Genomic DNA, 22,736 nt, shown 5'->3' on the forward strand with positions numbered 1-22,736 from the left:
CAGATGACCACCCAGTCCGTGCTGTCCGTCCCGCGCCTGGGCGAGGGCATCGTCGAGGTGCGCATCGTCCGGCTCCTCAAGCAGGCGGGCGACACCGTCGCCAAGGACGAGGTCGTCTACGAGATGGAACACGACAAGGCCGCCGTCGAGATCGAGTCCCCGACCGCCGGAACCCTCGACGCCTGGCTCGTCGCCGAAGGCGACACCGTCCCCATCGGCGGCCCCGTCGCCCGCATCACCCCCGCAACCACAACCCCGCACGCCGCCGCCACCGCCGCCGAACCGGCCGCCGGCGCCTCCGTCCACGGCCCCCCGGACCACCGGCCCACCACCACACGCCGCATCCCGCCCCGCACCCGCGCCCACGCCCGCCGCCTGGGCATCGACGAAGCCACCCTGCCCGCCATCCCCGCCGCCGGCACCAGCCTCATGCCCGCCGACCTCGAACGCCACCTCGCCGCCACCGCCGCACCGGCCGCCACCGCCGCACCGGCGCCCGCCCGGACAAAGGAGCACACCACGCAGGCCACGCCCGCGCGGTGCGCCGACTACACCGACATCGAGCAGTCACGCCGGCAGCGGGAGCTGAACCGGGCACTGCGCACGGCACGGGACACGGTCGTGCCGGCCGCCGTCGCCGCCGTCGTCGCCGAGGACGTGCTCGAACGGGCCCGCCGCGCCCACCAGGGCACCGCCTTCGCCACCGTCTTCCAGGCCTTCGCCCGCATCGCCGCCCACACCGCCCACACCACACCCGCCCTGCGCTCACGCCGCCTGGACGAGAGGCGGCTGCGCGTGTACGAGCACGTCGACCTCGGCATCGCCTGCGCCACCGACGACGGCGACCTGACCACCGCCGTGGTACGCGACGCCGACACACTCGACGCCGCCGCGTTCGACGAACGCTACGCCCACGCCGTCGAACACGCCCTCACCGGAACCTCCCAGGCCGACTCGCGCGTCACCCTGATCCTGTCCCACCTCGGCGACACGGGCGCGACCCTCGCCGTGCCCGTCGTTGTACCGCCCGCCGTGGCCACCTTGTTCCTCGGCTCCGTCGAGGACACCGGCACCACCCCCGTACGCCGCATGGTCCTCGCCTTCGACCACACCGTCCTCAACGGACGCGACGCGGCCGCCTACCTCGACGCCCTCCACGACGCGCTCCTCACCGCCGCCGGCCCCACCACCGCCGAGGCTGCGGCCGGGCAGCCGGCCGGGCAGGACACCCTCGCCCGGCTGACCGACCTCGCCTCCGACGTCCTGGGCCACCGCGTCGACACCGAACGCCCGCTGGGCGAACAGGGCCTGGACTCCGCACGCGCCCTGCGCCTGGTCCGCGAGGTGCGCACCGCTTTCTGCACCGACCTGCCCGCCACAGCCGTCTGGCACCACCCCACCCTGCGCGCCCTGGCCGGCGTCCTGCCCGCCGCACACCCCGCACAGCCCGCCCCCGCCGCGCCGCCCGCCGCCGTCGCACAGGCCCCGGCCGTCCATACGGCGACCGGCGACCACGACGACCACGGCGGCGGTGGCGATGATGTCGCCGTCATCGGGATGGCCGTACGCGTGCCCGGCGCCGACGACGTCGACGCCTTCTGGTCGCTGCTCGCCGACGGCGGGTGCCGGATCGGGGACGTGCCGCCGGACCGGCTCGCCGGGCCGGTACCCGACGGGCTGCGGGCCGCGCTGCTGGAGGGCACCGACCTGTTCGACGCCGCGTTCTTCGACGTGAACCCCCGTCAGGCCGCCTCCATGGACCCGCAGCAGCGGGCCCTGCTCGAACTGAGCTGGCACGCACTCGAGCACGCCGGCCTGAGCCCCGACGACCTCGCCGGCACCGGCGTCGGCGTCTATGCCGCCGCCTGCAGCTACGACTACCGCGAACAGCTCGTCGAGCGGGCCGCGGCCGCCGACGGCTACGCCACCACCGGCACGTTCCCCGCCTTCCTCGCCAACCGCATCTCCCACCTCTACGACTTCACCGGCCCCAGCATCACCGTCGACACCGCCTGCTCCGGAGCCCTGACCGCCCTGAACCTGGCCGAGGCCGCCATCCGCGCCGGCACCTGCGACATCGCCCTGGCAGGCGCCGCGAACCTGCTCAGCAACGGCTTCAACGCCCGCGCCTACCGCGCCGCCGGCATGCTCTCTGCGCACGGCACCAGCAAGGTCTTCGACCAGGACGCCGACGGCTTCGTACGAGGCGAGGGCGCCGGCTGGGTCGTGCTGAAATCCCTGCGCCGCGCCGTCGCCGACGGGGACCCCGTCCTGGCCGTCATCCGCGCCAGCGCCGTCAACCACGGCGGCCGGGCCGCCGCCCTGACCGCCCCCAACCCCAAGGCCCAGAGCGCCCTGATCCGCACCGCCCTGCACCACGCCGGCCTGCACGCCGCAGACCTCGGCTTCCTCGAAGCACACGGCACCGGCACACCGCTGGGCGACCCGATCGAACTCGACGCCGTACGCGAGGCGCTCGCCAAGGACCCGCACGGCATGCCCGAGACGGCCGCCGGACCCGAGGGCCGCCTGTGGGTCGGTTCGGCCAAGGCCAACATCGGCCACCTCGAAGGCGCTTCGGGACTGGCCGGCCTGATCAAGGCCGTGCAGGCACTGCGCCACCGCCTCATCCCCGCCACCCCCGGCTTCAGCCGCCTCAACCCCCACATCGACCTCCAGGGCAGCCCGCTGGCCGTCGCCGCCCACCCGGTGCCCTGGCCGGCCGTCCCCGGCGGCCCGGTGCGCCGGGCGGCGGTCAGCGCCTTCGGATTCGGCGGCAGCAACGCGCACGTGATCCTGCAGGAAGCACCCGCGGGCACGCTCCCGCAGCCGCGCACCACCGACGCCCCCGCCCCGGTGGCCGTGCCGCTGTCGGCCGCCACCCCCACCGCCCTGGCCCGCCTCGCCGGCCTGCTCGCCCGCCTCGCCACAGGCCCCGACGCCCCGCCGCTGGACGCCCTGGCCTGGACCCTGCAGAGCGGACGCCGCCACCTCGCCCACCGCGCCCTGTTCACCGTCACCGACCTCGACGAACTCGCCCGCAAGACAGCCCACTTCGCCGCCTCGGGCCCACAGCCTGCCGAACAGCCCGTTGCGCAGAGGCTGCGTGACTGGCTCGCCGGCGCCGCCCTGACCACCGCCGACTGGACCGCCCTGTGGCCCGGCGGACCCCCGCCCCGCCGGGTGCCGCTGGTGCCCTACCCGTTCGAGCGGCAGTCCTACTGGCTGCCCGCCCGCCCCACCGTCCCCACCCCCGCCGAGTCCGCGGTGGAGCCCGCCCGCCCCGCCGAGTCCGCGGTGGAGCCCGCCCGCCCCGCCGAGTCCGCCGAGCCGGGCTTCACCCTCGACGCCGCACATCCGCTGGCCCGGCACACCGTCGCCGGCCGCGCCGTGCTGCCGGGCGCGGCCCTCGTCGACGCACTCGCCGACGGCAAACCCGTCGCCCTGAGCCGACTGCGCCTGCTGCGGCCCGTCGCCGTACCGGCCGGCCGCCCCGTGCACCTGACCCGCCGCACCGAGGCGGGCGGTGAGGGCGGGGTGCGGGTGAGCGTGCTGCACGACGGCGAGATCTGCGCCCGCGCCACCCTCGCCACCACCCCCGCCGCCGCGCCGCGTGCCGCCGACCCGCACGGCGCACCGGTTCAAGACGTCGACATGGAAGCGGCGTTGGCGCGCAACGGCGTTCAGGTGGGCCCCGTCTACCGGGTGCTGCACCAGGCGCGCCGGCAGGGGCAGCGCCTCACCGCCACCCTCACCGCCCCGGACGCCGACGATCCGCGCACCCGGCGGGTGGCCTGGCTGGACGCCGCACTGCAGGCCTCCTGCGCCCTGCTGGACGGCGGCCGCCCCCTGGTGGCGGCCGCCGCGGACCACATCGAGTGGAGCGGGCAGGTGCCCTTGAGCGCGCACCTCGCCGTCCACCGCATCAGCGGCGGTCCCGCGCACACGGTCCTCGACCTGGAGGCGACCGGCCCCGACGGCACCCGCGTCCTCACCGTCAACGGGCTGCGGCTGCACCCCGCCGCCCCCCAGCAGACGCCCGCCCCCGCCCGTCCGGCCACCGCCGCCGACGAGCAGGCCGCCGCGGACGCCGTCGCCTCCCTGCGCATCCTGGTCCCCGAATGGGACACCCCCACCACCGCCGGCTCGACGGCCGCCGGCGCCGGGCGCGAGGGGTCCGGCTTGCGGATGCTGGCACCGCAGTGGATGCCCGAGCCGCCCGCCCCCCACGACCTGGCCGGGCACGGCGCCCTGGTCGTGGTCCACGACCGCACCAGCAGCCACCTCGCCGACGCCCTCGACGTGGCCGCGGCCGGCGGGGTGCGCTGCGCCCTGCAGGACGGCCGGCTCGACGCGCTCGCCTTCGCCCGGGCGGTGCACAGCCTCCGCGCCCCCCAACTGCAGGTCGCGCTCCTCGTCGACGGCTCCGGCTGGAGCGAGGACCGGGCCGGCACCGAGGCCCTGCGCGGCTGGCTCGAGTCGCTGCTGACCGTGGGCCGGACCCTGGCCGCCGACGGCCGCCCCGCCCGCATCACCCTCCTCACCACCCGCCTCGCCGCCCCCCGCACCGGCACCGGCCCCACCCCGGGCGCCGCGCTGCAGGGCGCCCTGCTGGGAGCCGTGCGCACCCTGCCGCGCGAGGCCGGCGCGATGACCTGCGCGGCCGTCGACCTGGACACCACCGCCACGGCCGACGACATCGCCGCGGCCCTGCGCGAACCGTGCGACCAGGCCGTCCCGCTGATCGCCCTGCGCGCCGGCCGGCGCCTGCGCCAGGTCTACACCGAACTCCCCGCCCCCGCCCCCGCCGACGCCGTGCCCAGCAGCGGGTTCACCCACGGCGGCAGCTACGTCCTGTTCGGCGGCGCCGGCGGTATCGGCGCGGCCGTCGCCCGCCATCTCGCCGCCCACCGGGGCGCGAACCTGCTGCTCGTCGGACGCTCCCCGGCCGGCGACCACACCCGCGCCCTGCTGGCCGAACTCGCCTCCCTGGGCGCCCGCGCCCACTACCGCAGCGCCGACATCACCCGCCCGGCCGACGTCGAACGCGTCCTCGCCGACTGCCAGGACCTCTACGGCCGCCTCGACGGCATCGTCCACAGCATCGGCTCCGTCAGCGCCGCCCCCCTGCACGAACTGACCCCCGACGACCTCGAGCAGGTCCTGGCGACCAAGGTCAGCGCCGTCCTCCACCTCGCCCACGCGCTGCGCGCCCACGCCGCCGGCACGCCGGGTGAACGGCCCCCCGCGCTCGTCCTGTTCTCCTCCGTCGCCGGCCTCTTCGGCAGCACCGGCGGCCTCAACTACTCCGCCGCCAACGCCTTCCTCGACCACTACGCCACCGCCCACACCGACGGTGGCGGGGCGCAGCTGACCGTGCGCACCTTCGACTGGGGCCTGTGGCGCGACACCGGGCTCGCCCGCCGCTACAGCACCCACGTCACCCGCGAGTACCCCGGCCTGACCGACTTCGTCCCGGAAAGGGGTGTGGCCGCCTTGGAAGCGGGCATGTCCGGCAACCGACCCCAGCTGGTCGCCGTCAGCGGCGACCCCGAACCGCTGCGCCCCCTCACCCGGCCCCCCGTCACACCACCGGCCACGGGCACGGCCACGGCCACGGCCACGGGCACGGGCACGGCCACGGGCACGGGCACGGTTGCGGCCGACGACGCAGCGCACCGGCTCGAGGACTACGCCCGCGCCGCGCTCGCCCGCACGATGAGCGAACTCGGCCTGACCCCGCAGCTCGCCGCCCGCCCCGCCACCACCGCCCACAGCGCCGCCCAGCTCCTGAACGCCGTGCCCGAACACCGGCTGCTGCTCGCCGCGGTCGTCGAACTGCTCACCGAGCACCACCGCTCGTCCCGGCCGGTGCCCGGCTCGGACGAACTCGCCCGCACCCGCGCACACCTGCTCGCCGACCACCCCGACCTGGCCGGCCACCTCACGCTCCTGGACCGTGCCCTGGCCTCCTACGGGCCCGTGCTGCGCGGCGAAGTGCCCGCCACCGCCGTCCTGTTCCCCGGCGGCGACCTCAGCGGCGTGAGCACCGTCTACAGCGGCAACCAGCTCTTCGACCCGGTCAACACCGCCGCCGCCCACGCCCTGGCCGACGCCGCCGCGCACGTCGCCGCCCCGGCCCGCATCCTGGAGATCGGCGCGGGCGTGGGCGGCACCACCGCGGCCGCGCTCACCGCGCTCGACGCCCGCGGCGTCAGTGCCTTCGACTACGTCTACACCGACCTCTCGCCCGCCTTCCTCCAGCACGGCCGGCGCCGCTTCGGCGACCGCGTCACCCCCCGGCTGCTGGACATCGAGAAGAACCCCCAGACCCAGGGCCTGGCGGCCGGCTCCTTCGACCTGGTCGTGGCCAGCAACGTGCTGCACGCCACCCGCGACCTGTCCCGCACCCTCGCCCACATCGACACACTCCTGGCCGACGGCGGGGCCCTGCTGCTGGTCGAGATGGTCGCCCCCGCGGCCGTCTACACCCTCACCTTCGGACTCACCGACGGCTGGTGGCGCTACGTCGACACCGACCGGCGCATGCCGCACGGCCCGCTGCTCGACGTGGCACGCTGGCGCACCCTGCTGCAGTCCTGCGGCTGGAGCCTCACCGACACCGGCCACCTGCGCGACGCGCCCGGCTGCGTCGCCCTGCTCACCTGCCGCCCCACCACCCCCGCCCCCGTCCCGGCCGAGAGCGAGGCGGGCGGCCTCCCGCACAGCGGGGCCGAGGACGTCGAGGAGATCGCCGAGGGGCTGCGCCGCATCGTGCGCGAACTGCTCGGCGACCCGACGGCCGACGTGCCCGGCTACCTGCCCTGGCAGGAACTGGGCATCGACTCGCTGCTCAACATGGAACTCGTCGAGGCCGTCTCCCGCCGCCACGGCACCCTCACGGCGACCGCCCTGTTCGAGCACCGCACGGTCGACGAACTCGCCCGCATGCTCGCCCACCGCCCCCACCCCGCCGCCCCTGCCCACGCCCCTGTCCCTGTCCCTGCGGGCCCGGCACCCCGCCCCCAAGGCCCTACCGGTCCCGCCGGAAACGACACGCCGGACGACGAGTACGGCGTCGCACGGCTGGTGGCGCTGGTCGCCGAACTCACCGCCCAGGATGCGCGGTTGCTCGACGCGGACACCGACTTCCCCGCGCTGGGCGTCGACTCGCTGCTCCACGAGGAGCTCTCCCAGCGGCTGCGCGACCTGTTCCCCGGCCGGCCCGTGCCCGCCACCCTGATCTTCGAACACCCCACCCCCCGCGCCCTGGCCCGCCACTTCGCCCCCACCACCCCCACCACCCCCGCTGTCCCGGCCGTCCCGGCCGCGCCCCCCGCCCTCGCCGTCCCGGCCGCCCCGGTCGTGGCGCCGCCGGCGGCGAGCCGTGCCGCCGTCCTGGCCACCCCGCCCGCCGCGCACCGCCGAGGCACCGACGCCCCCGCTCCGGCGGAGGCGATCGCCGTCGTCGGGCTCGCCGGCCGCTACCCCGGCGCACGCGACCTCGACACCTTCTGGGAACTGCTGAGTGCCGGCCGCACCCCGGTACGCGAAGTGCCCGCCGAACGCTGGGACTGGCGCACCGCCCGCACCCTCGGCGGCGGCTACGCCCGCTACGGATGCTTCCTCGACGACATCGACACCTTCGACGCCGCACTGTTTCGCATCACCCCCCGCGACGCGGCCCTGATGGACCCGCAGGAGCGGCTGTTCCTGGAAGTGGCGCGCGAGGCGTTCGAGAACGCCGGCTACGCCCGGCACACCCTCAGCGGCCATCACGGCGGCCCGCGGGTGGGCGTGTTCGCCGGCGTCACCGCCAACAGCCACCTGCTCGCCCAGCGCGACGCCAACGCCGCCGGCGCCGACAACCCCGAGTACGCGGTCACCGCCGCCGCGTCCGTCGCCAACCGCGTCTCCCACGCCTTCGACCTCAGCGGCCCGAGTCTGAGCGTCGACACCATGTGCTCCTCCTCGCTGACCGCGCTGCACCTGGCCTGCCGCGCGCTGCGCGACGGCGAGGCCGACCTCGCACTGGCCGGGGGAGTCAACCTCTACCTGCACCCCGACCGTTTCACCGGCCTGTGCGCGCTCGGCATGCCCTCACGGGGCGACCGCACCCGCGCCTTCGGCGCCGGCGGCGACGGCTTCGTCCCCGGAGAAGGCGCCGGCGCCGTCGTCCTCAAACGCCTGGACCGCGCCGAGGCCGACGGCGACACCGTGTACGCGGTCATCCGCGGCACCGGCCTCAACCACGGCGGCGGCACCGGCGGCTACACCGTCCCCAACCCGCGCGCCCAGGCCGCCCTCATCACGGCGACCCTCGAGCACGCGGGCATCGAGCCCGCGAGCGTCGGCTACGTCGAGGCCCACGGCACCGGCACCGAACTCGGCGACCCCATCGAACTGCGCGCCCTGGCCCTGGCCTTCGGCCAGGCAGCCGCCGGCGAGCCGCTGCGCATCGGGTCGGTCAAGTCGAACATCGGCCACGGCGAGGCGTCCGCGGGCATCGCCGGACTGACCAAGGCGATCCTCCAGCTGCGCCACGGCCGCCTGGTGCCCACCCTGCACGCCGAGCAGCTCAACCCGAAACTGGCCCTGGACGGCACACCGCTGCGCATCCAGCGAGCCGCCGAGCCGTGGGCGGGCGAACGCCTGCGCCGCGCCGCCGTCAGCTCCTTCGGCGCCGGCGGCGCCAACGCCCACGTCCTGCTGGAGGAATACCGCACCACCCCCACCCCGCCCGCGCACGAGTGGGCACAACCGCCCGTGCTGGTGCCGCTCGCCGCCCCCGACGACGAGAGGCTGCGCACCCTGGCCCGCCGTCTCGCCGACGCCGCCGACGCCTCCACCGCGACCCTCGCCGACATCGCCCACACCCTGCACAACGGCCGCGACCACGGACCGCACCGGGCCGCCGTCCTCGCCCACGACCACGCCGAACTGCGCGCCGCGCTGCGCGCCCTGGCCGAGGACACCACCCACCCCGCCCTGACCACCGCCCACACCACCGACGACGACACCACCGGCGGGGACGGCGGTGCCCGCGCCTGGGTCACCGACGGCACCTGGCACCCGCCGGCCGGACGGGCCCGGCGGGTGCCCCTGCCGACGACACCCTTCGCCCGCGAACGCTGCCTGCCCCCGGCCACCGGCCCCGGGCCGGAGCAGCCGTCGCGGATGCCGCTCACCGACACGGTCCGCCGGCCCGCCGCCCGCACCGTCACCGCCGCCTTGGGCGGCGCCTCCCGCTGGGTCGCCGACCACATCGTCGACGGGCAGATGCTGCTGCCCGGAGCGTTCCACCCCGAACTCGTCCACGAAGCGCTCCTCGCCGCCGGCGAGAACCCCTACCGCACCGAGATCTGCGACCTGCTGTGGCCGCAGCCCGCCACCGGGCTGCCGATGACCGTCACCGCCGACCTCGCCGAGCCCGACGCGCACGGCCTGCGCCGCTTCACCACCACCGTCGCCGGCACCACCGTCGCCCAGGGCCGCACCCGGCCCGCCCAGGCCCCCGGCCCGCTGCGGCCCCACCTCGTCTACCGGCCCGCCGACCTCGACACCCACCTCGACGCCGGCGACCCGGACGCCTTCTACCAGGCCTTCACCGCCCACGGATTCACCTACGGTCCGCTGTACCGCACCGTGCTGCGGCACAGCGCACGCGGCGAGGAGACCACCGCCGAACTGCGGCTGCCCGACGGCGAAAACCTCGACGGCCGCCATGTGCTGCACCCCGCCCTCCTCGACGGCGCCTGCCAGAGCGCCGCCCACCTGCTGCTCACCGAGTCCGGCACCCCGCGCCGGCTGCGGCCGCTGGCAGTGGACCGCCTCGCCGTCCACGCGCCCTGCGGCCACCACGCCTACGTCCACGCCCACCGCGTGCGGCGCGACGACGCCGCCGGCATCCACGTCTTCGACCTGCGCCTGATCGACCCCGACAGCGGCGAAGTCCTCGCGGAGATCGACGGCTTCCGCATCCGCGTCGACACCACCCCCCACACCACCACCGCCACCCGGGCGGCGCGGCCCGAACCCGCACCGCCCACCGCCCCCCCGCTTGCGGCGCCCGTGCCCCAGGCCGGCTACCGGCTCGGCTGGCACACCGCCCCCCTCGGCGACGACACCCGCCCCGGCGCCGACGGCCCGCTGTGGGTGATAGGCGACCACACCGACACCCCCGCCCCCCACACCCGCACCCCCGCCGCCGTCCTGCACACCGCCGACCTTGACGAGGACCAGCTGGAACGGACCGCCGCACGCACCGGCACACCGGCCACCGTCCTGCTCGACCTCACCCGCCTCACCGACCCCGCCGCCGCCGGCGGGCTCGGCACCGGCCCCCTGCGCCCCGAACAGATCCCCGCCGCCTGGGCCGACTTCACCGACACCACCCTCACCCCGCTGTTCGCCCTGCTGCGCACCCTGGTACGCAGCCGCGCCCTGGCCGGCACCCGCATTCTGCTGGTCACCCGCACCGGCCAGGACGGCGAGATCACCCCCACGGTCCGCGCCCTGCACAGCCTCACGCGCACCGTCGCGGGGGAGACCGGCCGCTTCACCCTGCGCCTGGCCACCCTCGACGCCACCTGGGCCCACGCCCACCCGGCAGCCGCCGCCCGCGCCCTGGAGGCCGAGGCACTCGCCGACGACGGGGACTGGACCCGCCTGGGCCCCGCCCCGGCCACCGGGCCCAAGGACGCCGCCCCGCTGCGCCGCACCGCCCACCTCACCCGCACCCCCGACCACACGAACAGCACGAACAGCACGACCAGCACGGACGGTTCGGACGACGGCGGGCTCCTGCGGCCGGACGGCAGTTACCTGATCACCGGCGGACTCGGCGGCCTGGGACGGCACATCGCCGCCGACATCCTGACCCGCGCCCCGGGCGCACGACTGGTCCTGATCGGCCGCTCCACACCGGACGAAGCCGCCCTGAAGGCCCTGGCCCGCCTCGCACACGACGCCGGCCAGGTCGTCTACCGCCGCTGCGACACAACGGACCTCGAACAGGTCGCCGCCCTCACCGACCGCCTCGCCGCCGACCGGATCCGGCTGCACGGCGTCGTGCACACCGCCGGCGTGCTGCGCGACGGATTCCTGCGCGGCAAGACCCCCCAAGCCGTGCAGGACGTGTGCCGCGCCAAGATCCTCGGCGCGCTCCACCTCGACGCCGCCCTCGCCGACCACCCCCTGGACTTCTTCCTCCTCGCCTCCTCCCTCGCCGCCCTCGTCGGCAACCAGGGCCAGAGCGACTACGCCTTCGCCAACGGCTTCCTCGACCAGTTCGCCCGCCACCGCGCCCGGTGGGCCGCCCGCGGCCTGCGCCCCGGCCGCACCCTGAGCGCCGGCTGGCCCGTCCTCGCCGACGCGGGCACGGCCCCCGAACCCGACGCCGCGCACTACCTCCACCAGACCTACGGCCTGCGGCCCGTCGCCACCCGGGCCGCCACCGCGGCCCTGTGGCCCGCCCTCGCCGCGGCCACCGGCCCCGAGACGGCCTACACGGCCCTGGTGGCCGGCGACCTGGCCGTCTGGGACCGTGCCCTGGCCACCCGCGCCCCCCTGCCGACGGCCACCACCCCCGCCCCGCCCACCCCCGCCCCACTCACGGCCGAGGCGGCCGTGGCCGAGGCGCCGTCGGTGCAGGAAGCAGCCCTGGGCTGGCTGAGCGAACGCGTCGCCGAGTCCGTCGGCGTACCGGCCCACACGATCGACCCGCAGACCCCGCTCACCGACTACGGCGTCGACTCCATCTCCCTGATGCGCCTGAGCCGCATGCTCGAGGACGACCTGGGCCGCATCCCCCTGCCGGTGCTCCTCGACAGCGCCACCCTGCTCGAACTGACCAACCGTCTGCTCCAGGACCACGGACCGCAGTTGACGGCAGCCGCCACCGCCACCACCATTCCTGCCACCGCCGCCACCATCCCTGCCACCACCGCCGCCACCATCCCTGCCGCCGGGGGCGACGACGACGGTGACCCGGGCGCGCGCGGTGCGGGGGAGCGGGCCGTCGTGCTGCCCGACCGGCTGGTGGGCATGTGGGCCGCCGACCAGGCCGCCGCACCCCACGCCCCCTACAACATCAGCCTGGCGTGGCGGCTGCCCCCTGCCACCGACCGGCAGGCGCTGCACGGCGCGGTCGGCGACCTGCTCGGGCGCCATCCGGTGCTCGGCTGCCGCATCGCACCGAGCGACGGCGACCTGGCGTTCATACCCGCCGCCGCCGCCGCCGTCCCGGACGCGGCGACGCCGATCGCCATCCGCCCGGTCGCCGAGGACACCCTCCAGCAGGCCGTCCGCGACGAGGCCGACCAGCGGCTGAACACCTCCATGGGGCCGCTGCTGCGCGCGGTGCTGTGGGAGCCGCAGGACGGCGGCCACGGCCCCGTCCTGCAGCTGACCACCCATCACCTCGCCGTCGACGGCCGCTCCGCCGAACTGCTGGGCGAGGACATCGCCGCCCTGTACGCGGCCCGCGCCCACGGCGCTCCCGCCCCCGCGCCCGCCGCCCCGTTCGCCCGGTCACTGCGCCGCGAACAGGCCGCTTGCACCGTGCAGGAGCGCGAGGAGGCCGAGCGGTACTGGACCTCCCGGCTGGTCGGCACCCAGGCGAAGGGCGCGCTGTTCCCCGGCGGCGGCGAGCAGGCCGGCGCCGCCGGAGCGCACCGCGAGTACCGGATGCCGCCGGCCCTGTCCCACACCCTCGCCAAGACCGCGCAGGCCGTGGGCGTGCCGCCGTTCACCGTGCTGCTGGGCGCGTTCGCCGCCGCCCTGTCCCGGGCCACCGGCCACCGCTGCCTCCTGGTCGCCGTCCCCACCTACGGGCGCACCTCCAGGGACGAGGACAGGACGGTCGGCTGCTTCGTCAACACCGTGCCGCTGCGCATCGACCTGGAGCCCGGCCGGCCGGTGGCCGCCTGGCTGGCCGAACTGAACCAGCACGTCCGCGGCGCCCTCGGCCACGCCCGCATGCCCTACCCGCACCTCGTCGACCTGTGCCGGGCCGCAGGCGGCCCCGACGCCGTGCCCACCGTCACCCTCGCCTACCAGAACTGGACACGCACCGGCCAGGGCCGGCCGGCCGGCGGCTGGGAGCCGGTGTACCGGCGCGGGCAGCGCGGCCACTTCGACCTCGGCCTGGAGGTCACCGACACCCCCGAGGGCGTGGAGATCCTCGCCAACCACCGCACCGCCGTCCTCGACGGCGCCCAGGTCGACGGCTTCGTCGACGACCTGCGGCGCATGGCGGGCGAACTCGAGCGCGGCGCCGCCACGGTGGGGGAACTGCTCGACCCTGCCGCATCCACCCTCGTCGCCCGCATCGACGCCACCGTGCGCCGCCACGGGCAGGCCACCGCCGTCGAGGACGGCAGCGACAGCCTCACCTACGCCGAACTGGACGCCCTGTCCGACGACATCGCCCGCCGCGTCGATCAACTGACGCCGCCCGGCGCGCCCGTCGCCGTCCTGATGCACCGCACCGTGCGGCTGCCCGCCGTCCTGCTCGGCATCCTCAAGAGCGGACGCCCCTACGTGCCGCTGGACGACTCCTATCCGAGCGAACGGCTGAAGCTGGTCGTCGAGGGCGCCGGCTGCGACGTGGCCGTCGCCGACCGCGAGCTGACCTGGCTGCTGCCGCAGCGGCTGCGGATCGTGGACCCGTGCGCCGCCCCCGGCCACACCGGCGACGGCGCCCAGCCCCAACCCCAGGCCCAGGCCCAGGCCGGGGCCGGGGTCGGGGCCGGGGCCGGTGTGTGCCGGCCGGACGACCTCGCCTACCTGATGTTCACCTCCGGCAGCACCGGACGGCCCAAGGGCGTCGGCGTCACCCACGCAAACGTCGTGCACACCCTGGAGGCGATCGCCCGCACGGTCGGCATCACCGACCACGCACCGGCACGGCTGCTGGCCGTCACCACCGTGTGCTTCGACATCTCCGTCCTCGAACTGTTCCTCCCGCTGCTGAGCGGCGGCACCGTCGTCGTCGCCGAACGCGCCGACGTCGTCGACGCCCGCCGCCTCGGCCGGCTGCTGACCGAACGCCGCATCACCGCCATGCAGGCCACCCCGGCCGGCTGGCAGCTCCTCGTGGACGGCGGCTGGAGCGGCCGGCCGGAGATGACCGCCCTGTGCGGCGGGGAAGCACTGCCGCCCCACCTCGCCGCCGCGCTCGCCGAACGCACCGGCAGCCTGTGGAACGTCTACGGCCCCACCGAGGCGACCATCTGGTCCACCATCGCACCCGTCACCGCCACCGGCCCCGTCCACCTCGGCGAGCCGATCGGCGCCACCGGCCTCCTGCTCACCGACACCGCCGCACGCCGCGAAGCGGCACCGGGCGAGAGCGGCGAACTGTGGATCGGCGGCCCCGGCGTCGCCCGCGGCTACTGGCAGCAGCCGCAGCTGACCGCCGAACGCTTCACCGGCCATCCGCTGCACCCCGAAGGCGGCGGCCGCTGGTTCCGCACCGGCGACCTCGTACGCCGCGACGACGACGGACGGCTGATCTTCCTCGGCCGGGCCGACAGCCAGGTCAAGGTCCGCGGCCACCGCATGGAACTGGGCGAGATCGAGACCGTGCTGGCCACCCACCCCGCGATCGCCCGCGTCGTCGTCGCCGTGCGCGGCGAAGGCCCCTCGGCCCGGCTCCTGGCGATCGCCGTACCGCGCGCCGGCACCGCCCTGCCCGACCTCGGCGAACTGCGCGAGTACGCCTCGGCGACGCTGCCGCCGTGGATGCTGCCGGACCGCCTGGTCGCCGCCGAACAGCTCCCGCTCACCCCCAACCGCAAGGTCGACCGCCAGGCGGCCCTGCGCCTCGCGGACACCACCCCCGCAGCCGCCCGGCCAGGCCGGCCCACCGAACCCGCACCGGCGGCCGTGCCTGCCCCCGCACCGGCGGCCGTGCCGGCGGCCGTGCCGGCGGCCGGACGCGCGGAGCTCGCGCGGCACGTGGGGCAGCTGTGGGCCGAGCTGCTCGAACTCGACGACGTACCGCACGACCGGAGGTTCTTCGACCTCGGCGGGAACTCCCTGCTGCTGGGACGGCTGTTCGCCCGGCTCGACGACGCCTACCCCGCAACCGGCCTGGAGCTGGCCGACCTGTTCGCCCGGCCCACCGTCGACGACCTCGCCGGCCTGCTCGCCACCCGCCTGAACGGCGCCGCCACCACCGCGGCCCCCGAACCGCAACCGCAACCGGCCTCCGGCAACGCCCCGGACCCGGCCCGGCCCGCCCGCCCCTCCCGCCGTGAGCTGCGGCGCGCGTTTCGACTCGGAGACGAACGATGACCCCACCCACCGGCCCCGACCTCGCGCAGGACCCCAACGCCGTCGCCGTCGTCGGCATGGCCTGCCGGTTCGGGCCCGCCACCTCCGTCGACCGGCTCTGGGAACTGCTCGAGCAACAGCGCACCGGCATCCGCCGCTACAGCACCGACGAGCTGATCGGCTTCGGCCACGACCCGCAGACCGTGCGGCACGAGGCGTTCGTGCCGGCCGGCGCCGCCCTGGAGGACGCCGACGCCTTCGACGCCGAGTTCTTCGGCTACAGCGCCCAGCACGCCGAGTGGCTCGACCCCCAGCAGCGGCTGCTGCTGGAAGTGGCCTGGCACGCCCTGGAGGACGCCGCTTTCGCCCCCGACGACACGGGGCTGCGCACCGCCGCCTACGTCTCGGTCGGACAGCCCGTGCGGCCACCGGTGGCGATCACCGAACTCGACGCCGCCGGAATGATCCGTTTCTCCTCCTCCGACAAGGACTTCGCGGCCGGCCGCATCTCCTACAAACTCGGCCTGACCGGCCCGAGCATGACCGTGCAGACCGCCTGCTCCAGCACCCTGGTCGGCCTGCACCTGGCCGCCGAGAGCCTGCTGGCCGAGGAGTGCGACCTCGCCGTGGTGGCCGGCGCGTCGCTGCACTTCCCGCAGGCCGGCTACCTCGCCGCCCCCGGCATGATCCTCTCGCCCAGCGGCCGGTGCCGGCCCTTCGACGACAGCGCCGACGGCACCGTGTTCGGCAACGGCGGCGGCGCCCTGGTCCTGCGCCGCCTCGCCGACGCGCTGCGCGAGGGCGACCCGGTGCGCGCCGTGCTGCGCGGCAGCGCCGTCAACAACGACGGCGCCCGCAAGATGGACTACCACGCACCCTCCCCCGAGGGGCAGGAGGCGGTGATCCGCGAGGCGCTGGCCGTCGCGGGCGTCGACCCGCACTCGGTGGGCTGCCTGGAGACCCACGGCACCGGCACCCACCTGGGCGACCCGGTCGAATTCGCCGCCCTGGAACGCGTCTACGGCGGCGAGCGGCCCCACCCGGCGGCCGTCGGATCGGTCAAGTCCGTCCTCGGCCACCTCAACACCGCCGCCGGCGTCGCCGGCGTCATCAAGGCCGTCCTGGCCCTGGAGCACGCCACCGTGCCCCGCCAGGTCCCCTTCACCGAACCCAACCGCGCCCTCGGCGGCGCGGGCGGCCTGCGCATCGCGCAGGACAGCGTCGTCCGGGGCGGCTGGCCGGTGCCCGACGGGCCGCGCCGCGCCGCCGTCAGCTCCTTCGGCATCGGCGGCACCAACGCCCACGCCGTCCTCGAACAGGCCCCCGACCCCACCCCGGCCGGCGACGCCGACGGCGACGGTGAGGGCCCGGTGCGGTGGGCCGTGCTGTCCGCCCACACCGAGACCGCGCTGCGCACCTGGGCCGCCGCCCTGGCCGGCCCGGTCGCCGGACTGCCGCTCACCGACGTCGTGCACACCCTGCGCACCGGACGCAGCCACCGGCGGGTGCGCTGCGCACTGTCGGCCACCACCCCCGCCCAACTCGCCGCAAAACTCCACGCGCTGGCGGACGGCGCGGACCTGAACGCCGACACCCCGCCCGCAGACCTGCACACCTGGATCACCGGCCACGGACCCCTGCCCGACACCGACACCGGCACCCGCACCGGCACCGGCACCGGCACCGGCGTCGCGGGGGCGGGGGCGGGCAGGGCCGAGGAGCGTGCCGCCCGGCGGGTGCGGCTGCCCGGCTACCCGTTCGCCCGCACCCGCTGGCCACTGCCCGGCACCGGCCAGGCGCGCACCGTACGGCCCGACGAAGCGGTCGCCGCCGACCATGTGGTCGCCGGCCGGCCCGTGCTGCCCGCCGCCGCCCAGCTCGACCTCGCCCTGACCGCCGCCCGGCACACCACCCCCGCGGCCACCGGCCTCGCCGACATCGCCTTCCACCGCCCGGTGGAGGTGAGCGGGCCCGTGACCCTGCGCGCGGTGACCGACGGCGACAGCGTCCGCATCGACTCCGACCACACCCACACCCACACCCAGGCCCGCGTCCTGACCCAACACACCGACGCACCCCACCGCCCCGATACGGCCGCCCTTGACGCCCAGTACCCCGACACCGCACAACCGGCCGAGCTGTACCGGTACTTCCAGGACAACGGCGTGACGTACGGCCCCGCCTTCCAGGTGCTGCGCGAGCTGCGCCACGGCCCCGGCGGAGCCCTGGCCAAAGTCGCCGCCGCCCCCGGCACGGGCGACGGCTGGGGCGGCGGCGGGCAGAGCCTGTCCCCGTACGTCCTCGACGGCGCCCTGCAGACCGTGATCGGCTGTGTGCTGCGCGAGGACCTGGGCGGGCAGACGTACATTCCGTTCGCCGTCGACACGCTGCACGTGCACGGCGAGCTGCCGCACGAGGTGTGGGTGCAGGTCCGCCCGGTACGCCTGGCCGGCGGCGGCCGCCAGGTACGCAAGTACGACGTGAACGTCACCGCACCCGACGGCACCCCGGCCCTGACCCTCACCGGCCTGGCCCTGCGCCCCACCGGCCCCGCCACGCCCGCCGCGCCACGCCCGCACGCCGCGCAACTGCCCTCCGGGATACACCTGTTCGCGCCCGCCACCGAGCCCTGCGACCTCGCCACCGCTGCCGACGGCCGGCCCGCCGTGCTCGTCGCCGTCGGCGACACCCCGCTGGAGGGCGCCGACCTGGTGCTGCCCGATCCGGCCGATGCGCAGGCCGCCGCGGCCGCCGGCGCCGAGATCGCGGCCCGGCTGCCCGACGGCGGCCCGCCCGTCATCGTCTGGCCCCTGGCCGCCACCGCGAACCCGGCCCCCGGCCGCCCGGCCGCCGACGCGCTGCGCGTCCTGGCGCTGCTGCGCGCCCTGCTGGGCCCGCTCGCGCGGCGCGGCGCCAAGATCGTGGTGCCCTTCCCCGTGGACGCCCTCGACGACGCGGCCGCCGTCACCGGCAGCGGACTGGCCGCGCTGGGCCGCTCACTCACCGGGGAGAACCCGCGCTTCGACCTCACCGCCCTCGCCGTCGACCCCGACGCCGACCCGGGCGCCTGGAGGCGCGCCGTGCACACAGCCGCCCAGGCGCCGCCCGGCGGCCGGCTGACCGCCGGGCGCGACGGCACCCTCACCCGCACCGTGCTGCGCCCGCTGACCGTCCCGGCGTCCTCAAAAGCCCCGTTCCGCCGCGGCGGCCGCTACTGGATCAACGGCATGGGCGGCCTGGCCGCACTGCTGGCCGGTCACCTCGCCGACACCTACGGCGCCCACATCGTCCTGACCGGCCGCTCCGCCGCCGACGGCGAACGCGCCGCCGAGATCGGCCGGCTGGCGAAACGCGCGGCCCGCGCAGGCGGATCGGTGACCTACCACCGCCTCGACAGCACCGACGCGGACGCCGTGCGCGCCCTCGCCGACCGGCTGCACGGCGAGGGCGCCGTCCACGGCGTCGTGCACCTGGCCGGAACACTGCGCGACGCGTTCATCCTGCGCAAGCACAGCGCCGACGCCGACGCCGTGATCACCGCCAAACTCACCTCGGCCGCCGCGCTGGACGCGGCCACCGCCCACTGGCCGCTGGACTGCTTCGTCGTCTACTCCTCCGTCTCCGGCGCCCTCGGCAGCCCCGGCCAGGCGGACTACGCCTTCGCCAACGCCGCCGCCGACGAGCTGATCGCCCGACGCGCCCGACGCGTCGCCGCCGGGACGCGCCAGGGGCGTTCGCTGTCCGTCGCCTGGCCCTACTGGGCCGAGGGCGGCATGCGCACCGGCGGCGACGCCGAACAGGTCCTCGGCGCGCTCGGGATGCGCCCGATGCCCGCCGACGCCGGCCTCACCGTCCTGGAGACACTCCTCGCCGCCGACGACGGCGCCGCGCAGCCCACGCCCGTCGTTCTGTACGGCGACCGCGAGCAACTGCTCGCCTCCTTCCCCCTGCTGGGCACCCCACCTGCGCCCGCCACACCCGCCCCCACGCCCGTCGCGCCCGTCGCGCCCGTCGCGCCCGTCGCGTCCGCCGTGGCCGCTCCCGGCCCCGGCACCGGCGCGACGGCGGAAGCGCCGGCGGAGACGGCGGCGGTGGAGGGCGCGTTGACAGACCGGCTGCGGGCCGCCGTCGCCGAGGCCACCCGCACCCCGCTGGGCGACGTGCGGCCCGACAGGCCCTTCGACGACCTCGGCATCGACTCGCTGCTCGCCATCCGCGTCGTCGAACTGCTGGAGAAGGACTTCGGCCGGCTCTCCAAGACGCTGCTCTTCGAGTGCCGTTCGGTCGCCGAACTCGCCGAACACCTCATGGAGGAGTTCCCCGAGCGGTGCGCCGAACTGACCGGCACCACCACCGCCACTGCGACCGCCGCCGTCGTGACGGGGCCGGAGGCCGAGCCGCCCGCCTCCTCCACCGCCCCCCTGGACACCGCCGCCCCCGCGCCCGCCGAGCACCCGCAGCCGGCGCCGCCCGGCACCGGCGCCGACCCGCGGGCCGTCGCGATCATCGGCGTCGCCGGACGCTTCCCTGAGGCCGACGGCCTCGACGAACTGTGGGCCAACCTCCTGGCAGGCCGCGACAGCATCACCGAAGTGCCGCGGACACGCTGGGACGCGGCCGCCCTCTACGACCCCGACAAGTCCCGCGTCGACCGCACCTACACCAAATGGGGCGGCTTCCTGGAGGGAGTGGAGAACTTCGACGCACCGCTGTTCAGCATCTCGCCCCGCGAGGCCGGCACCGTCGACCCGCAGGCCCGGCTCTTCCTCGAAGCCTGCTGGGCCGCCCTCGACGACGCCGGCTACACCCCCGACACCCTGGTGACCACCGGCGAGCGGGTGCACCGCAAGGACGTCGGCGTGTTCGTCGGCGCCATGTACGGGGAGTACCAGCTCCACGAGGCGGAGGAACGGCTGCGCGGCAACCCGGTCCTGGCCAACAGCGCCTACTGGTCCATCGCCAACCGCGTCTCGTACTACTTCGACTTCCAGGGGCCCAGCACGGCCGTCGACACCGCCTGCTCCTCCGCGCTCACCGCGATCCACCTGGCGGTGGAGTCACTGCGCGCCGGCAGCTCCAAGGTCGCCGTCGCCGGCGGCGTCAACGTCCTGATCCACCCCAACAAGTACTTCATGCTCGGCCAGGGCAGGTTCGCCGCCAGCGACGGCCGCTGCCGCAGCTTCGGAGCCGGCGGCGACGGATACGTACCGGGCGAGGGCGTGGGCGCGTTCGTCCTCAAACCCCTCACCGACGCCCTGCGCGACGGCGACCACATCCACGGCGTCATCCGCGGCACCGCCGCCAACCACGGCGGCCGCACCAACGGCTACACCGTGCCCAACCCGCGCGCCCAGGCCGACCTCGTCACCAAGGCACTGCGCGACGCGGGCCTTGCGGCCACGGACCTCGACTACATCGAGACGCACGGCACCGGCACCTCGCTCGGCGATCCCATCGAGATCCGCGGCCTGGCATCCGCGTTCTCCCGTGACGGTGTCAAGGGCGCGGGGAACCTCCCGATCGGATCGGTGAAGTCGAACGTCGGCCACCTGGAGTCGGCGGCCGGCGCGGTGGCCCTGGCGAAGGTGCTGCTGCAGATCCGCCACCGCACCCTGGTGCCGTCGCTGCACGCCACTCCCGCCAACCCCGAAATCGACTTCGACCGTGTGCCGTTCACCGTCCAGCAGAGCACCGCCCCCTGGCACACCCACGACGGAGCCGACCGGCCGGTGCGGGCGGGCATCAGCTCCTTCGGCGCCGGCGGCGCCAACGCGCACATCGTCGTCGAGAGCCCGCCGCCCGCCGCACCGCGGCCGCCCGCCGAGCGCCGGCAGCCGGTGGTGGTGTTCCTGTCCGCCCGCACCCCCGCGGCCCTCACGGCCACCGCCCGGCGCCTGCACACCCACCTCACCGACGCCCGCGACCGCGGCACACAACCGCACCTCGCCGACATCGCCCACACCTTCGCGGTCGGACGCGCCGACCTCGAACACCGCGCAGCGCTGGAGGCCGACTGCCTCGACACGCTGCTCGACGCCCTGGGGGCCCTCGCGGCAGGCCGCCCCCGCCCCTGGCGGCGCACCGAGGCCACCTCCGACGACCCGGTACGGGTGTGGCTGGACGGCGGCCGGATCGACCGCGCCACCGTCAGCGGCGCCGGCCCCGCCGCCCGGCGCATCCCGCTGCCGCACTACCCCTTCGAGCGGATCCGCTGCTGGTACGACCTCCAGATCGAGCACCTGCACCACAAGGGCCTGGGCACCGCCGGCAACGAACCGTCCCTGTCCCGCCCCCACCTGCGCGACTTCGGCCGCACCCCGGCGGGCACCCCGGCACAAGGCAGCGCGAACGGTGCCACGCCCGCACAAGGCAGCGCGAGCGGTGCCGGGCCCGGTGCCCCGAGCAGCAGCCCGGCCGGCGCCGCAGCCGGCGCGGCCGGTGCCCCGCTCGCCGCGCCGGCCGGCACCACGCCCCGCCCTGCGGCCGCGATCCGCCTGTCCGGCCCCCGGCCGGCGCCCGCGACCGATCAGCCCGAACCCCAGGCACAGGAGACGCCATCCATGACTCGTGACCGCAAGATCTCCCTCCGGCCGCTGGGCGCCGCGGCCCCGGCCCCCGCGGTCGCCCCCGCCGCACCCGCCCCCGCCCCCGCCCCGGCGCCTGCCGTGTCCGCTCCGGCGGTCGCCCCCGCCGCGGTGGACGGCGCGTTCGCGGACCGGGTCGCCGAAGAAGTGGGGGAGGTGCTGGCCGGGGTGCTCTACATGGAGCCCGCCGATCTCGACCCGGAACAGAGTTTCCAGGTGCTCGGTGTCGACTCCATCCTCAGCGTCGAGTTCATCGCCCTGGTCAACGCCCGCTACGCCACCGACATCAAGGCCACCGAGCTGTACGACCACCCGACGCCGGCCGCGTTCGCCCGCCATGTCGCCCAGCAGCTGGGCGGCACACCACCGTCCGCCCCGGCGCCCACCGCACCCGCCCCTGCCCCCTCAGCGCCCGCTCCCGCAGCACCCGCCCCCGCAGCGCCCGCTCCCGTGGCGCCCGTGGCTTCCGCGCCGGCGCCCGTGCGGGCGGGGGAGCGGGCGACGGCCGACGTCCTTGCCACACTGCGCGAGCAACTCGCCCAGACCCTGTACTGCGACGTGTGGGACATCGACACCGACGCCACCTTCAACAGCCTGGGCCTGGACTCGATCCTCGGTGTCGAGTTCGTCGCGTTCCTCAACAACGCCTACGGCCTCGACGAGAAGGCAGGCGTCCTGTACGACCACCCCAGCCTCGCCGCGCTCGCCGCCCACATCACCTCCCGCACCACCCCCGCCCCGGCCGGCGGGGCCGCCGATGCCGCGGGGGCGCAGGCCGTGAGCGCGGCGGACCTCGACGCGCTGCTCGCCGCCGTACGCGACAACCGGCTCACCGTCGAGCAGGCGCTCTCGCTCCTGCCCCAGCACACCTGA

2 protein-coding genes are annotated in these 22,736 nt (G+C 76.3%); both read left to right on the top strand.

Features of this window, described 5'->3' with window-relative positions; all coding sequences use genetic code 11:
• Window positions 1-3 precede the first annotated feature (3 nt).
• Window positions 4-15,300: an amino acid adenylation domain-containing protein gene (locus ABZ070_RS17520; protein ID WP_356634681.1), complete on the top strand. Its 15,297-nt coding sequence runs from the start codon at window positions 4-6 to the stop codon at window positions 15,298-15,300.
• Window positions 15,297-22,736, top strand: a complete 7,440-nt coding sequence (locus ABZ070_RS17525) for a beta-ketoacyl synthase N-terminal-like domain-containing protein (RefSeq protein WP_356634683.1) — start codon at window positions 15,297-15,299, stop codon at window positions 22,734-22,736. Before ABZ070_RS17520 ends, ABZ070_RS17525 begins: the two co-directional genes overlap by 4 nt.

Source organism: Streptomyces sp. NPDC006283, assembly GCF_040613325.1.
Classification (GTDB): domain Bacteria; phylum Actinomycetota; class Actinomycetes; order Streptomycetales; family Streptomycetaceae; genus Streptomyces.